The sequence below is a fragment of the Paenibacillus provencensis genome (assembly GCF_042678545.1).
Taxonomy (GTDB): domain Bacteria; phylum Bacillota; class Bacilli; order Paenibacillales; family Paenibacillaceae; genus Paenibacillus; species Paenibacillus provencensis.
This window is the reverse complement of sequence record NZ_JBHTKX010000001.1, coordinates 911741-926272: the sequence shown is the minus strand read 5'-3', so window position 1 is coordinate 926272 and position 14532 is coordinate 911741. Positions and strand designations below refer to the sequence as shown.

15 protein-coding genes are annotated in these 14532 nt (G+C 45.0%); 1 reads left to right on the top strand and 14 read right to left on the bottom strand.

Going from position 1 to position 14532, the window contains the following annotated elements; translation table 11 throughout:
- Positions 1 to 10: 10 nt before the first annotated feature.
- Positions 11 to 355, bottom strand: coding sequence for a YojF family protein (locus ACFQ3J_RS04350; protein ID WP_091157216.1), 345 nt, complete (start codon positions 353 to 355; stop codon positions 11 to 13).
- Positions 356 to 588: 233 nt separating this feature from the next.
- Here ACFQ3J_RS04350 and ACFQ3J_RS04345 point away from each other — a divergent pair, with 233 nt between their 5' ends.
- The gene (locus tag ACFQ3J_RS04345; protein ID WP_251581352.1) at positions 589 to 1365 is read left to right on the top strand and encodes a sporulation protein; all 777 of its coding nucleotides are present in this window, start codon (positions 589 to 591) and stop codon (positions 1363 to 1365) included.
- A 94-nt stretch (positions 1366 to 1459) separates the two neighbouring features.
- Here the strand turns inward: ACFQ3J_RS04345 and ACFQ3J_RS04340 are convergent, their stop codons facing one another.
- The 13 genes from ACFQ3J_RS04340 to ACFQ3J_RS04280 form a co-directional block, all read right to left on the bottom strand.
- The gene (locus ACFQ3J_RS04340) at positions 1460 to 2209 is read right to left on the bottom strand and encodes a hypothetical protein (protein ID WP_091157221.1); all 750 of its coding nucleotides are present in this window, start codon (positions 2207 to 2209) and stop codon (positions 1460 to 1462) included.
- Positions 2206 to 3075, bottom strand: a complete 870-nt coding sequence (locus tag ACFQ3J_RS04335) for an ATP-binding cassette domain-containing protein (RefSeq protein WP_251581351.1) — start codon at positions 3073 to 3075, stop codon at positions 2206 to 2208. The genes ACFQ3J_RS04340 and ACFQ3J_RS04335 overlap by 4 nt, the downstream gene beginning before the upstream one ends.
- Positions 3072 to 3452, bottom strand: coding sequence for a GntR family transcriptional regulator (locus tag ACFQ3J_RS04330; RefSeq protein ID WP_091157226.1), 381 nt, complete (start codon positions 3450 to 3452; stop codon positions 3072 to 3074). The genes ACFQ3J_RS04335 and ACFQ3J_RS04330 overlap by 4 nt, the downstream gene beginning before the upstream one ends.
- Positions 3453 to 3652: 200 nt before the next feature.
- Positions 3653 to 4753, bottom strand: a complete 1101-nt coding sequence (locus tag ACFQ3J_RS04325) for a DUF1648 domain-containing protein (RefSeq protein ID WP_251581349.1) — start codon at positions 4751 to 4753, stop codon at positions 3653 to 3655.
- A gap of 33 nt (positions 4754 to 4786) precedes the next feature.
- Entirely contained in the window at positions 4787 to 5167 is a 381-nt protein-coding gene (locus ACFQ3J_RS04320; RefSeq protein ID WP_091157231.1) for a GntR family transcriptional regulator, read from the bottom strand.
- Between the two features lie 687 nt (positions 5168 to 5854).
- Positions 5855 to 6124 (bottom strand): YkgJ family cysteine cluster protein, encoded by a 270-nt coding sequence (locus ACFQ3J_RS04315; protein ID WP_091157233.1) that lies wholly within the window; start codon positions 6122 to 6124, stop codon positions 5855 to 5857.
- 114 nt (positions 6125 to 6238) lie between these two features.
- Positions 6239 to 7111, bottom strand: coding sequence for a DUF1835 domain-containing protein (locus ACFQ3J_RS04310; protein ID WP_251581347.1), 873 nt, complete (start codon positions 7109 to 7111; stop codon positions 6239 to 6241).
- 57 nt (positions 7112 to 7168) lie between these two features.
- A complete protein-coding gene (locus ACFQ3J_RS04305; protein ID WP_251581345.1) occupies positions 7169 to 8155 on the bottom strand; it encodes a DUF1835 domain-containing protein in 987 nt (328 codons plus the stop codon).
- Positions 8156 to 8354: 199 nt separating this feature from the next.
- Positions 8355 to 9506, bottom strand: a complete 1152-nt coding sequence (locus tag ACFQ3J_RS04300) for a C40 family peptidase (RefSeq protein WP_251581343.1) — start codon at positions 9504 to 9506, stop codon at positions 8355 to 8357.
- Positions 9503 to 10606 carry a dipeptide epimerase gene (locus ACFQ3J_RS04295; protein ID WP_311285789.1) on the bottom strand — a complete coding sequence of 368 codons (1104 nt, stop codon included), beginning with the start codon at positions 10604 to 10606 and terminating at the stop codon, positions 9503 to 9505. Before ACFQ3J_RS04295 ends, ACFQ3J_RS04300 begins: the two co-directional genes overlap by 4 nt.
- A 79-nt stretch (positions 10607 to 10685) precedes the next feature.
- Positions 10686 to 11627: a S66 peptidase family protein gene (locus tag ACFQ3J_RS04290; protein WP_251581341.1), complete on the bottom strand. Its 942-nt coding sequence runs from the start codon at positions 11625 to 11627 to the stop codon at positions 10686 to 10688.
- Between the two features lie 97 nt (positions 11628 to 11724).
- A complete protein-coding gene (locus tag ACFQ3J_RS04285; RefSeq protein WP_251581339.1) occupies positions 11725 to 13347 on the bottom strand; it encodes a peptide ABC transporter substrate-binding protein in 1623 nt (540 codons plus the stop codon).
- 103 nt (positions 13348 to 13450) lie between these two features.
- Positions 13451 to 14530, bottom strand: coding sequence for an ABC transporter ATP-binding protein (locus ACFQ3J_RS04280; RefSeq protein WP_285849944.1), 1080 nt, complete (start codon positions 14528 to 14530; stop codon positions 13451 to 13453).
- Positions 14531 to 14532: the final 2 nt, after the last annotated feature.

The following is a 14532-nucleotide window of genomic DNA, read 5'->3' as shown; positions in this document are numbered from 1 at the left end:
CCCCACTTCCTTAAAACAACGTTCTGCTGAGTAACAAAGATACGATCAAGCGGCCTTCTTTGTCATGACCTGCCAGCAGTATGCGTCCTTCTTCATTTTCTTCCCAATGAGTCAAGCCTTCCGTATAAACCCAACCATCCTTCATCTTCAAGCCAACTCTATAGTAGGTATCGCCAACAATGGTTCCTTTGCTGTATCTTACCGGCACATTCTTGATAAAATTCGCGGCTGGATGCTTCGAGCTATCATTATGGGCTGCATAGGCACCCATCGTCATTTCCATATGAAGATACAAATCTTCATTCGCGTACCGGTCAAGCTGCTCCTGCACCATTGCTATATTTATTAGCTGCATAACAATTCCTCCGTTACTCCTGCCATCTATGAACATCTACAGATCACAAATATGACTTCTCCTGGCCTTCACGATTCTTCAGGTTCGTAATAGGCTCTTATAGCAGTATAGCTCAAAAAAAAGCGAAAATAAATTATTGATTATAAATTTATTCCATCTAAACGAAACTAGTCTGACTTATGCTGCGTATATGGAAGAGGAATGTATGAATTTATGAGGAGGCTGCTTATTCTATGTCGTTCTTTAATAAAATGCTGGCCAAAGTGGGAATTGGGGCTGCAGAAATTGATACGCTATTGGAAAAAACATCTTACGTGCCGGGTGAGACGGTCAAAGGTGTTGTTCGCATAAAAGGTGGCAGCGTAGAGCAGGAAATTGAGAAAATTTATATTCAGCTGATGACCCGCTACATTCGTGAGCAGGACGATCGCAAAGTGGATTATAACTATACACTCGCCAAATTCAACGTATCCAAGAATCTTCGAATTGATAGTAACGAGCAACTGGAAATTCCATTTTCCTTCCCGCTTCCACTCGAGACACCTGTTACTTACAATCGTCAGCCGGTATGGCTGAGCACTGGTCTTGATATTGAGATGGCCATTGATCCGAAAGACCACGATTCCATTCAAGTCGAGCCGCATCATTATATGTCTGCTATCTTCGAAGCAGTAGAATATCTCGGATTCCGTTACAAAACTTCCTCCTGTGAGCATGCTTCCAAACTCGGACGCGGTGTTCCTTTTGTACAAGAGTTTGAATACTATCCAAGCAGCTCCTTCTCCGGACGAGTGAAAGAGCTCGAGCTCATGATGAATCTCGATCAGGATGGTATATATGTACTAGTAGAGGTTGACCGCAGAGCACGTGGGCTTGGCGGATTTTTTGAACAGGCATTTGATATGGATGAGCGTCATGTGAGACTGTACTTTGACCGAGCAGACATTGCCCAAGGCACAGAGCATATTGCACGTCAGCTGGAACGCGTTATTCATGATCAATCCAGATAATATAAACCAAGAACGCTGGTTTATTCTCACTTCGAGTGAGATAACCAGCGTTCTTTTTATCTCTATGATGATTGAAGTACTCTTGTTACAAGAATCACTTTATTTTGATAACGATGTTTCGGGAAATTATTCGATGGAGGATGATGAACAGAGCAGCAAGGACCACGGAGGTGAGCATCGCCGTTGTCGTCGTCAGCTCTACAGGATAGATTGGAAGCCAGTCAGACAGCAGCTCCTCAGCATCACCGCCGCCCCACACCATATCAAGCAGTATTAGACCACTGAGTCCTACGGGGATCGATAGCATCCCGCCGAAGAAGCCGAGGCGGTAAAAGCTCATGGAGACCATCCTTCCTACTGAATAGTAGACTAGTAACTGCATTGTAAACATAATAAACGGCATCAAGCTGAACATCTCATATCCAATAACAACAGATTCTTGATGTGGGATTCCAGCCCATCCCAATATCAAGTACTGAACACCTGAAAGTATCCACATGAGGATAGGGAGAACGATGGATAGAAGAATCACAGCCATTGTAGAGCCTACAAAATAATCCTTCCTTGTTACCCCTTGATGAATATAATGCTTCAAGAATACATAGGAAGAGATAATCCCGATTACCAGCATATAGGTCTTGGATGGGGTGAATCCAAAATTCATAAAATACATGGAAGCTGGGGATTCCGACTCAGATACGTTCAGCTTAATGAAATCTGGAAGCAGCAGCAGCATAAACTGGGCCAGAAACAAGAATGAAACAAACCACAGGGTCCAAACCAGCTGGACATAAAACATATCAAATGTGATCTTCTTGCTGTTCTCAAAAGGCTTCATTTTCATGATTGCTCCTCCTCCGTTAATTGAATGAATAGATCCTGAAGCGGCACATTACCAAGTTCAAGCCCCAATTGCTGAGCAGCCAACCGCTGCTCCCGAGACAACTCGCCATAGATGACTGCTGATTTCGTACCGCCTAATTGCTGTACATTCAGCACTTTCATCTCATTCGTAAATGCATCAACAGTGGAAGCTGCCCCTGTAACGGTAGCCCCTCTAGACAAAAGATCCTCTGAAGTCTCCTTGAGAACAAGCTGTCCTTTGTTGATGATAATAACTTCTTCAAACAAATAATCCATTTCAGATACAAGATGGGTAGACATAATAATGGTCCGGGGATGCTTCGCATGATCTTCCAACAGCTCTTTATAGAACAGCTCTCTAGTCGGTGCGTCCATTCCTAAATAGGCTTCATCAAACAGAGTAACTGGAGCTCTAGCCGCGAGTCCAATGGTTACGTTAACTGCGGACTGCATACCCTTGGACAGGCTGCTCATCGCCTTACCCAGTGGAAGCTTGAAACGTTCTGCCAAATACAAGGCATAGTCCATATCGAAGAATGGCCTATAGCGTTTAGCTGCTTCCAGCATTCCTTTTACCTTCTCCGTTTCAGAGGAGTAATCCACCTCATACACAAAAGCCACATGACGCATAATTTTGGCGTTCTCATAGGGGTTCTCTCCATGAATACGAAGAGTGCCTTGTGTCTGGCGTCTAAACGATGCGAGTATCGTTAATAAGGTTGTCTTGCCCGCACCATTTCTTCCTAGCAGTCCATATATTTTGTCGCTGTCCAAACTCATGGTTAAGTTCTCAAGCGCCATATGCTTACGGTATTTCAAACCGAGCTGATTCATCTCAATATTCATGAGTTCATCCCCCTTCCTCTTCGCTGTTCAATTAGATTGATTAGTTCCTCATCTGACATCCCGAGCTTCTCTGCTTCCTGCAGCATCGGCAAAATGTATTGATCTGCAAAGGCACCCTTTCGTCCTTCAAGCAGCTTGGCTCTTGCTCCTTCCGCAACAAACATGCCTACACCTCTCTTTTTATAAATGATCCCATCGTCCACCATAAGATTGATCCCTTTTGATACCGTAAGATGGTTAATCTTATAGAACTGCACGAGTTGGTTGGTTGATGGAATTTGCTCGTGTTCTTTAATCTCGCCGTTCACGATCTGGTCCTCAATCTTTTCCTTGATTTGCTGAAAAATTGGTTTATTATCCGCTAAGCCTCTGCTCAATTTACTCTCACCACCTGTTAACCATCTCTCCTTCGATATATGGTTATATAGTCATGTATATAACCATATCACATTTTTATGTCAAGTCAAGCTGGAATGTACCATTCATCTGCCTGTATGTAAAAAAGACTGGAAAAGAGCCCATGACTCTTCATCCAGCCTACATATATTTTATTTTTTGTGAGGGGCTTCTCCGATCATCAGCTAATAAGAAAGCTTACCGCTACAATGGTTCCGATGATGCTGATCAGTAAGAACCATGCCATCGGTCTAGCATGATTGATCGTCCAGCCATACCCCATTCTTTTTTCCACGAAAATTGCAGGGTCCTTCGGGTCAAAATAAAACATACCCAGCTTCCAGCTCTCATCGTTTCCATAGGGCTCTACGGAGGAAGGCTCTGCTTGAAGTTTCACTCGGCTTCCGCCTTGGCCTGTTGTGAAGTAAAGAATCGCCACACCGAGAAGTACTAGGAATACGACCGCAATAACGACAGCCATCATGACGCCTGCATCTACAGGATATAACATTGTAAATTGCATGAAATTGAACAACAGCACGAGCAGCAACGAAGTAATTAAATTAAATACAGAGTTTCTCATCCGAAATATTCTATTCTTGCTTAACGAAATCTCTGGGTTATCTGTATCAACCTGCTGTTTGCTTCGATAGATCATAGAGTTTATAAAGATAAACAAGAGTGTCATCATCGCCTGCATAATGACAGGCATATAGACTGTTCCCAGGCTCTTATCCCGAATTGTCGTCGGATTGCCTTGCAGATCATATTGAAACGGAATTTGATCCGGGAAGCGATCGTAGCTTATGGCGGTGAATATCGCGGTACCGACAATAATTACGGCGTGAATCCAATACCATTTGTTTGATATAACCAGCTTCTGCTTGCGAAAGGATGTGTCGATGCTCATCTTGGACGGTTTGACTGTGGCAGGGAGCTGCTTAGCCTTGTATTTTTTCATTTTGTTGTGGAAATAGAACAAGGCTATAAAATGAACAATCACTACTGCAAAAATATAAATAATCATCCATGTTGCTTGCTTAGCCGAATCCTGTACGAGGCTCGTTCCCCACAGACATATAGCGAGAAGGCCTACCTGCACAATGATGATGATAGCTGCGAAATTTCTTCTCATTCTCTTCAGCGGTTCGCTGTAGAACACCTCTTCACTCACCGTTATTCCGAAGCTTTCTGTCCTCCGGGTAAAGTATGGCGTGAAAGCAATAAGTAGGGTAATGGGTAAAAACATAACTCCAAGCATTACGAAATGAATCCATTGCATGCTCTTCTCTCCTTCCATTCTTATAAATATTGACTATGACTTAATATCCTTATAGATATCGTTCACTATCGCTTCTAATTCATCCTTGGTCATCCCCCGAAGAATGGCCTCCGCAATGATGGGACGAAGCTGCTTTAATTGTCTTGCTGCAAATTCATCATCCATCTTCGGCATCCCCTCTGGATTGACGACAACGCCTTTTTGACGATGTACATGAATGTAATTATCCTGCTTCAACAAATTGTAGGCTTTATTGACCGTATGAAGATTGATCCCGATGTCCTGCGCCATACTGCGTACAGATGGCAACGCTTCACCCGGTTGCAGCTTACCGCTTGCAATACCCTCAATAATCTGATTCGTAAGCTGGGTGTATATGGGTACATCCGACTCCATATCAAGCTCAATGATCATGATTTCTGCACACCTCCGATATGTTTATTATAACTGTTATATTTGTAGTATAACAGTTATAATAAACAAATGTAAATAGGCACTTCATTTTGACGTTCTATCTCTGGCTGTCTCTCTCCAGTTACTACGCGAAAGTCATTCATCATCCAAAAATTCCACTAATAGAGGGAGAAAACGTTCAGTGTTCACCTTTGGACGAAATTTGTTTAAAAATCGCTTGAAATAAAAAATCAACAGTATTTCTCGATATGATCGAGATACTGCTGATTTTTTAAGATTAATATGACATTTAGCATAATAGTAATTTCTCCTGATATTTATAATCTTCTGCTAAAGACCTTCCTTAAAGCGTAAAGTCAGGTCCGGTAGTAGGCAAGTATCAACTTACTCCATTCCGGTCGTTAACTATAGCGAGCAGTCCGTTAAAGGGTGCTTCAGGCTTTGCAACTTTCATATCTGCAAATTTAAGAATTTCTCCCTCTACATGAAGATCCGTGTTAAGCATCCTTCTGCCAATTCGGCTGAAATCCATTTTGCATATGACGACAAAGTGCTGAGATGTATTGACCATGCGATTCCGTAGTGCGGGTTACAGTTTACATTGTGAAAGGTTTCATTTATCAAGCCGTGGACAGTTACATAAGAGGCGGCACCAGGATTCGTCCTGATGCCGCCTCTTTGTGTTATCTAGTTCATTCTAGGAGCGGGTGCTGTACATCTCTCCCATTCCGTCAGCGTGCTGAACGCTTCATCATTCGTTTCACCGCACATTGTCGGCTCAGCCTTTAGTCTGCTGCATACTTTGGGTCTCTCCGGAAGGCCAAACAGCTTGCATTTGTTTTCCTCCGTCAGCTGGACGCATCTCACTCCAGCGGGTTTACCTTCGGGCATCCCTGGAATTGGAGAAGAAATCGATGCTGCAATACAACACGCCCCACAACCGGTTCTGCATTCCATCTTCTACACCTCTCATTATAGCCAGTTCATTGAAAGCCAAGGCTTATTTGTACTAGCTTATGCGAAAGACATAGCGCTTTATAACTGTTTTTCTATAGAGATCAAAACCTCGATTCAGCCTATTTTTACACTGTAACGATGCAGCTGTCCAGGTGCTCCCTTGAACTGCAGCTTCTTGGTCTCAATTAGTGACCGTAATCTAAATTCCAAGAAATCCTTGCGCAAATAATAACGATGAAGCTTAAGGAGTACCTCAGCAACAACCTTGGATGCAGGAACATAATGATCCTCGAATTGCAAACCCATCTCCGATACGACTTCATCAATGATATCATCCAGTGCGTTCTCATCACTGCATTTAAACTGGTTGTTCTCCCATAATCGGAGAGGTAAATTCTCCAAAGAGAGATTATGCCAATCCTTGGTAAGCTGCACTCTTTGTTCTCCACTTAATGAGGCCTTCTGTTCCAGCCTATTGAGCATCGGAATAAAATGCTCCTTCTTAAGCTGAGCGAGATTCACCGGTAACATAACGGGCGCCGAATTTCCTGACTCTTTTTCTATAACATCACGAAGAAAAAGGGCCTGATATTCCGCTGCCGCATTATTTAATACGATCTGCACGTCCTGATCTTGTAATAAATAGACGGCAAACCGAAGTCCAATCTGATCATGTGCATGATCGCCATGCCAGATGGTAATTCTGCTTCCTTCTGGAATCGCCTTGATCGCTTTGATGACTGTTCCAATCTGATGGTCAGGATTGTACATATACACTTTGTCAAAATTGGACAATCGCTGGGACATCCAGAATATACGATTACTTTCTCCATCCTTGAGGTCAATGCCCGACAGTGGGCCATAAGCAAACCAGTCATTAAACGAGAGTACTTTGTGTGAATGACGAATTTCCGCTTTATGTAATGCAGCTTTCATGACTCCCTGCTCTGACATCCCGAACATTAAATGAACATGCTGCTCCGTCATGTATGCCACCTCTTTCTAAATTGGGATGTAATTCAGCCATTCCCGCTAAGATGAACGTTATACCTTAGCAGGCTTCACATAATACTGATAGGTTAAATTTGGAACCCCCAAAAAGTCAAGCTCCTTTGTCGCAATTAGCGATCGAAACCGGTAAGAGATCAGATTAACACTCATTAATTCAGGATAACGTTCGAGTATCGGAACAATCAATAGTCCTGCTGACACATATTCCTTATGAAGAATATACTTATCCTCTATCTTATGAATATTTATATATTGTTTGTGAATGACTTCCATTATTAAATAATCATAGGCATCTTCCGCCAAAAAGTGCAGCTTCCCCTCCGTTAATACTCGCAGCATTTCACTATGGCTTGAGATATCCAGCCATTCGTCAGCATTCTGGGCTCTCTCCTCTTCCGTGAGTGTATTACCACTTGATTGTACCAGGATTTGGGCTAGCTCTTCCGTTGTTAGCTGGTTCAAGGATACGATGTCAGTATTTCCTTCGTTAGTCCGTATTCTATCTGATGCAGGCAAACGTTCATACTCTTCTGCAGGATTTATGATCTGAACTTCCACTCTTACCCCGCGAAGCAAGTGCAGTACTAAACGTACAAATATATAGTCATGTGTATTGTTTCCTGCCCATATCGTTACGATCTTGTGATCCGGAATGCTCTCAAGAATCGGCTTCATTGATAATATGTGATGTAATCCGTTAACAAAATAATGATCGTATCCCATATGATTCGTCATCCACATATAACGCTCAATCTCATACTGCGACTGATCAATATGACGCAAGGGTCCAACCGCATAGAAATCTTCAAAGCTATATACAATCGCTTCTTGCCGGATACCTGCCTTTGACAAGGAGACTTTAAGAGTTCCCGCATTGGATAGACTTGATGTGATATGAATATTCTGGGGAGCGTCTTCTTGGGACATTTTGCGAATTCTTGACTCTTCCAAGCATTCACGCCAAGCTCCCTTAATCGTGCGACCTAGCTCTCCGCTCTCCAAACTTCGATCTTCAATCATGGAATCGCTTTGTTGCAGCACCCAATCTACGAATTTTTTTAATCTATAGTGATCTATCTCGTTAATTTCATTATTGTAATTATTCCTAGTTGTAAGTCCCCATTTCTATTGTCGTAAAATAGCCCAATGAGAATGTGCATGAATATGTAGTACATACAGTGTATATTCATTATTTTTGAGATAATTCACATTGTCGCCATCAAAGCCCTTCATTGTATCTTCTGGATGCACAATGCTCTTTAATCCGTTTATAATTAGTTAGTTCCACCACCTCAATAGAGCTTTTCGAATCAGGTGAATGAATCATTTTGCCTTCCCCTATATATATACCTACGTGATGAATGCGTCCTTTTCCTTCTTCATATGCAAAAAAAAGCAGGTCACCCGGATGCAGCTGATTACTCGCTACTTCTGTTCCTGCCAGAGCCTGATCTGAAGCATCCCGTGGAATGATGATTCCTTGGGACGCGTACATACTATATGCATAGCCTGAGCAATCGTAGCCATACGCGGATAACCCACCCCATAAATAGGCTAGGCCCTGAAACCTGCTCGCTTCTGCTGCAATACGCCTGCCTGTGTCTATTTCAGCTCCTGAATGATATTGATTACTTGCTAAGTCCGTATCTGGTGCTACTTCGGATGCTGCGAACGCAGTGGATAGAGCGGATGGAGTCGATAGAGCCAATGATGTGGAATCAATCCGCGTACTGCCGGATAACACAATGACGTCTTCTTTATTAATCATGCCGATTCCATGAGGAGATCGAACATAGACTTTTGTGCCTATCACCTCTATTAATGGAAGCTTTGTTAAGTAACTGAGTTCCAAGTACGGTGCTTCTGTACCTTCTGACAACAGGAACATAGGGGTGAATTTAGCATTAACTTGCACCTCGTTGTTCCGCACATGAGCATTGACTTGTGCAAGTTCATTATCTTGAGCATGAGCATCATTCTGCACCTGCAACTGAGCATTTAATAACTCATCGCTGTCCAGTGCAATGTCACGCTTCCATTCCGAGAGCTGAGCATAAGGAATCCAGCCCGGATATCCAATCGGATCTTTCCTGGTTGCTTGACTAGGAATGCGGACGTCAGCCCACCCGTCTCTCACCTCAAGGACAACAACCTCCTCGGCGTATAGAACCTGCGTCTGCGTACGGTTAGACGTACACAAATCCAGCCGTTCATTTGCTGTCAGCTTGCTAGCCCAATTTCCAATTTCAGCGGGATTCTGCAGAATGTGCCTATCTATATCTCGCGGGGATTCAGGTGTAGTCCATACCGTTGCAACCGGAACACCGATCACCATCCTTTTCAGCCCAGGCCTGAGTTCGGATTGCTTCATCCTGTTACCCCCATTCCCTCTCGAATGTGTACATCACGAATGCCGAGTCCAGCTGCATCCGTAAATCGCATGACTCTCCCGTCATAGATTACTCCGCCTAATACATCCTCCTGATTCATCATGAGAGGCGCATCAAAGTCAAAGCGGGTTATATTCTTTTTACTTGCTGCAAAATGAGCGGCAGCAGTTACCGCTACCTTTGATTCAATCATACTACCAACCATGCACTCTACACCATACTCTTCGGCGAGTTGGTTGATCATCTGGGCTTTGTAGATCCCCCCCGCTTTCATCAGCTTAATGTTGATGAGATCGGCAGCACGCATCTGCAGCACCTCAAGCGCCTGACCCGGAGTAAATACGCTTTCGTCAGCCATAATGAGCGTATCCACGGAGTCCGTAACCGTCTTGAGCCCAGCCAGATCACTCGCTCTAACCGGCTGCTCTACCAGCTCAATGCTCAGGTCCAGCTCCTCCAGCTTGCGGATACAACGGATCGCTTCCTTCACCTGCCATCCTTGATTAGCATCCAGTCTGATTCCCACCTGATTACCGACCCGTGCACGGATTTCTTGAATTCTAGTGATGTCCTCTTCGATCGGATCTTTACCAACTTTAATCTTGAGAACATTAAAGCCTTCCGCTACACACCGCTCTGCATCATCCGCCATTTCTGCCACAGAGCCCACACTCACTGTAAAGTCCGTCTCAATCCGGTCCCGATATCCCCCAAGAAACTGGTATAGAGGCATGCCGCTGTATTGTGCCAGCAAATCATAGATTGCCATATCCACCGCAGCTTTCGCACTGCTTGAACCCACCATAACGGTATGTATAGTCTGTAATAGCTGCTCGTAAGAGAGCAGACTTCTGCCTTTTAAAGCAGGACCCAGTGTGTGGAGTATGGCTGACTCAATACTATCCAGGCTGTCCCCGGTAATTACGACCGTAGCCGGTGCTTCACCCCAACCGATTCGGCCGTCGCTAGCTGTCATTCGAACGAGAATAGATTCACTGCGTGTTACTGTTCTTAAAGCGGTTTTAAACGGCTTGATTAGCGGTGTATATTTACGCATGACCTCGATATTCTGAATAATCACTTTGATGTACCTCCTTGTTATATAAGCGGGGATTCTAGTTCTCTGCACCGTTTATGCAAAATCGTGATATAAAAAAGCATCACCTACCAAATTGGAGAAGCTTGCGATTCGTATCCAGCAGTGCAGGAAGACCTAAAGGAATTGCAATATTCGGTGAACAGTGACCGATCCGAAAGCCGGACACGGCAGGTCTTCCCGCCTTCGTCATGTAATGCCGAATCACCTCATCCAGTGATAGCGATGAAGCACGCTTAACAGGATCACAATGATGAAAATCACCCACGATGATGCCTGCTGCCTCTGTCAGCTTGCCCGCTTGCAGGAGCTGGTTCAGCATGCGGTCTATCCGATATGGCTCTTCATCAATATCTTCAATCAAGAGCAGCTTGCCTGTCGTATCGATCTCATATGGAGTACCGAGCGTCGTCACCAGCAGTGAGAGGTTACCGCCCACAATTGGGCCTGCTCCCGTACCTGGTATGAGCACCTCAAGCGGAGAAATGGCTTCTGTATAGGATGGTACGTCCTTACCAAACAATAATTTAAATCCTTCGAGTGTAAGTGGATCAACGAGATCAGAGGCTAAACAAGTCAGCATCGGTCCATGGAAGGTGATCAATCCCGTACGCTGAAATATAGCATTGTGCAGGAATGTAATGTCACTGTAGCCCCAGAAAAACTTCGGATGACGTTGAATAAGCTCATAATCCAGAAGATCCGCCATTCTTGCAGTTCCATATCCTCCTCGGGCGCATACGATTGCTTTGATATCCGGATTGCCGAACATGGCATTCAGCTCATCAGCCCTGTCTTGATCCTCTCCAGCCAAATATCCATATTCGCTATAAACTGTCTCCCCGAATTGAACCTGTAAGCCAAGACCGAGCAAATAATTGGCAGCCTTCGTTATACGAGCTGCATCCCCTGGGCTTGCTGGAGCAATAATACCCACGGTATCCCCTGCGCGTAATGGTTCTGGATAAATAGGTTTAAGATGAACCCTCTCGAACTCTATGCTCATCTCCTTCACTCAACTCCTCTCTTCACGTATAGAAAGGAACTCCCAGTGACCTGTCTGATCACCGGGAGAACTCGCAGCAGAGCCATCAGCTGCCTGTTTATTTTAATTCAGCGAACTTGAAGTCAATATAGCCGTATGCATGTCGAAGCACCCCAGTTAAATTCTCCTTCTGCATAAACACGGAATTATAAAAATACATCGGCATAATCGGCATCTCTTCCATAAGTATGCTCTCTGCTTCATGCAAATACGTAAATCGTTTCTCCACATCCGGCTCGTTATAAGCATCTTCGATCAATTTGTCATACTCACTGTTGCTCCAGCCTGTACGGTTATTAGGACTGCCAGTCACGAATATGTCCAAGAAATTAATCGGATCTGCAAAATCAGGGAGCCAGGAGCTTCTTGACATTTGGAACTGCAGACTCTTCTGCTCGTCTGTCAGCACTTTGCTCTCCTTGCTTGCCAGCGTAATATCAATACCAAGATTGGATTTGATCATGGCCTGCATCGTTTCTGCAATCTTCTGATGGAGATCATTGGTGTTATAGGACAAGGTTACAGCCGGGAGGGTATCATATCCTTCTTCCTCCATCCCTTCTGTCAGGAGCTGTTTAGCTTCCTCAATATTGAAGCTTACAAGCTCTCCGCCTTTTTCACGGAAATCTGCTCCGTCTCCTTCAAGCAGTCCGTAGGATACAAGTCCCGTTGCCGGCTTATGCTTCTGCTTGATCACCAGATCAACAATCTGCTGTCTGTCTACAGCCATAGTGAATGCTTTACGAATCTTCGCATTGGTGAACGGCTCCATCGTTGTATTAAAACGATAGAAATACGTCCCGGCTGAATCTTCAATCACCGCTTTACCTTCGTCGATCAGAGATTGAATTACATCCGGCGGCAAGCTTCCAGTAATATGCAGTTCTCCACTCTCATACAGCTGATAGGCTGTCGTTGAATCGTCCACCATCTTCATCGTAATGCCGTCCAGCTTGACGTTTTCCGCATCCCAGTACTGGTCATTTTTCACCATTTGAATCTCGGCATCATGCTTCCATTCCGTCAATTTGAACGGTCCGTTGCTTAGAATAGAAGTAGCCTCCGCCGCCCACTGCGCATTTCCTTCAACGGTTGACTTATGTACTGGGAAAAATGCAGGGTTCGACATCATACCGAGAAACCAGGGAGCGGGCTTGTTCAGCGTGATTTGGAGTGTGTGCTCATCTACCGCTGTAACCTGTACGTCATCTGCGGTGCCTTCTCCCGAGTTATACGCTTCAGCTCCATCAATGACATAGGCAAGCGTTGCGGATGCAGCGCCAAGATTTGGATCCAGCATGCGTTTGAATGCAAATTCAAAATCCGATGCTGTAACCGGATCACCGTTAGACCACTTGGCATCCTCCCGTAGAGTGAAGGTATATTGCTTCTCATCGTCTGCAATTGTCCACTCACTCGCTACGCCTGGACCTGGAGTATGATCCTCTTGCAGACGCGTCAGCCCTTCCATAAAATTGTTCAGCACATCATTCGATACCTGATCAAAACCAACGGGCGGATCAAGTGACGTCGGTTCCTTGCCGTTATTGACGAGCAGAATCTTACTGTTCGCATCAGCAGAGTCTCCTTCTGCTCCACTGCCCTCTCCTCCACAAGCCGCCAGCACAAGACACATGATCATAATACAGTTCAAGAACAACATGGACCGGTGTTTCTTCATTGATTACTCCCCCTTAAGTTTATAAATGTATATAGAATCAATTTCATAGCTAATTCGTATGAAATTGATTCGATTTCCGGCAATGTATGTGTCTATGGGTCGCTCAACCAATAGAAGAACGTATCGCCGGCTCAAGCACTTTTGGTGTGGGTACTGATTTCTTCGGGAACACACCCTTGGAGCGTTCGTCGAGCAGCCAGCAGGCGGCTGAATGTTCAGGAGCTCCGTCCATGCCCACGTTTGGCGGATCATATGAAGAGCATACTTCCATTGCGTAAGGACAACGTGGCGCATAAGCACAGCCTTTTGGCGGTGCGAACAAATCCGGCGGTGTTCCGGGGATGGATGTAAGCGGCTTGCTGCGATCACCGTCTACACGGGGCATGGATGCAAGCAGTCCTTGCGTGTATGGATGCTTTGGATCATAGTAAATCTGCCTTACCGTACCGGACTCCACAATCTTACCTGCATACATGACACAAACACGGTGAGCTAGATTGGCGACAACCCCCAAATCATGTGTAATCATAATGATGGATACACCCGTTTCTTCCTGCAGCAATCTGAACAAGTCCAATATTTGTGCTTGGATCGTTACATCGAGTGCTGTAGTCGGCTCATCCGCAATAAGAATGGAAGGATTACCTATGGCAGCGATCGCAATCATGACCCGCTGTCTCATCCCACCACTGAATTCATGCAAGTACTGCTTGAGCCGAGTGTCCGGATTCTTAATTCCGATAAGCTGCAAGATATCGATGGCACGCTTCTTTGCCTCAGTCCTGGAGAGCTTCTGATGATGCCTGATCCCTTCCATGAGCTGTTCGCCTATCGTCATCGTTGGATTAAGTGCCGTCATCGCATCCTGAAAGATCATCGTGAGCTCCCGGCCGCGAAGCCCCCTCATCTGCTTCTCCCCAAGGCTGACCAGCTCCATATTTTTATACTTGATGCTGCCTTCGTTAATCGCAGCGGTCTGCTTGGGCAGGAGGCGCATAATGCTTCTCGCGGTCACACTCTTACCGCTTCCAGACTCCCCGACGATCGCCAGCGTCTCTCCTGTATGGAGGGTAAAATTAACCCCCCGCACGGCCTGGACCCTGCCGCCATACGTTGCAAACGAAACATGCAGATTATTCACTTCGAGCAGCGGAGCTGCTCCCTCATTCCTCATTGTCATCATGT

What these genes read in the sequence shown, in the direction of transcription:
- ACFQ3J_RS04305 (WP_251581345.1), bottom strand. Translation starts at nt 8,155, where the DNA reads ATGATTGAAGATCGAAGTTTGGAGAGCGGAGAGCTAGGTCGCACGATT.
- ACFQ3J_RS04335 (WP_251581351.1), bottom strand. Translation starts at nt 3,075, where the DNA reads ATGAATATTGAGATGAATCAGCTCGGTTTGAAATACCGTAAGCATATG.
- ACFQ3J_RS04350 (WP_091157216.1), bottom strand. Translation starts at nt 355, where the DNA reads ATGCAGCTAATAAATATAGCAATGGTGCAGGAGCAGCTTGACCGGTAC.
- ACFQ3J_RS04315 (WP_091157233.1), bottom strand. Translation starts at nt 6,124, where the DNA reads ATGGAATGCAGAACCGGTTGTGGGGCGTGTTGTATTGCAGCATCGATT.
- ACFQ3J_RS04280 (WP_285849944.1), bottom strand. Translation starts at nt 14,530, where the DNA reads ATGATGACAATGAGGAATGAGGGAGCAGCTCCGCTGCTCGAAGTGAAT.
- ACFQ3J_RS04290 (WP_251581341.1), bottom strand. Translation starts at nt 11,627, where the DNA reads ATGAGCATAGAGTTCGAGAGGGTTCATCTTAAACCTATTTATCCAGAA.
- ACFQ3J_RS04325 (WP_251581349.1), bottom strand. Translation starts at nt 4,753, where the DNA reads ATGCAATGGATTCATTTCGTAATGCTTGGAGTTATGTTTTTACCCATT.
- ACFQ3J_RS04285 (WP_251581339.1), bottom strand. Translation starts at nt 13,347, where the DNA reads ATGAAGAAACACCGGTCCATGTTGTTCTTGAACTGTATTATGATCATG.
- ACFQ3J_RS04300 (WP_251581343.1), bottom strand. Translation starts at nt 9,506, where the DNA reads ATGAAGCAATCCGAACTCAGGCCTGGGCTGAAAAGGATGGTGATCGGT.
- ACFQ3J_RS04320 (WP_091157231.1), bottom strand. Translation starts at nt 5,167, where the DNA reads ATGATCATTGAGCTTGATATGGAGTCGGATGTACCCATATACACCCAG.
- ACFQ3J_RS04345 (WP_251581352.1), top strand. Translation starts at nt 589, where the DNA reads ATGTCGTTCTTTAATAAAATGCTGGCCAAAGTGGGAATTGGGGCTGCA.
- ACFQ3J_RS04340 (WP_091157221.1), bottom strand. Translation starts at nt 2,209, where the DNA reads ATGAAAATGAAGCCTTTTGAGAACAGCAAGAAGATCACATTTGATATG.
- ACFQ3J_RS04310 (WP_251581347.1), bottom strand. Translation starts at nt 7,111, where the DNA reads ATGACGGAGCAGCATGTTCATTTAATGTTCGGGATGTCAGAGCAGGGA.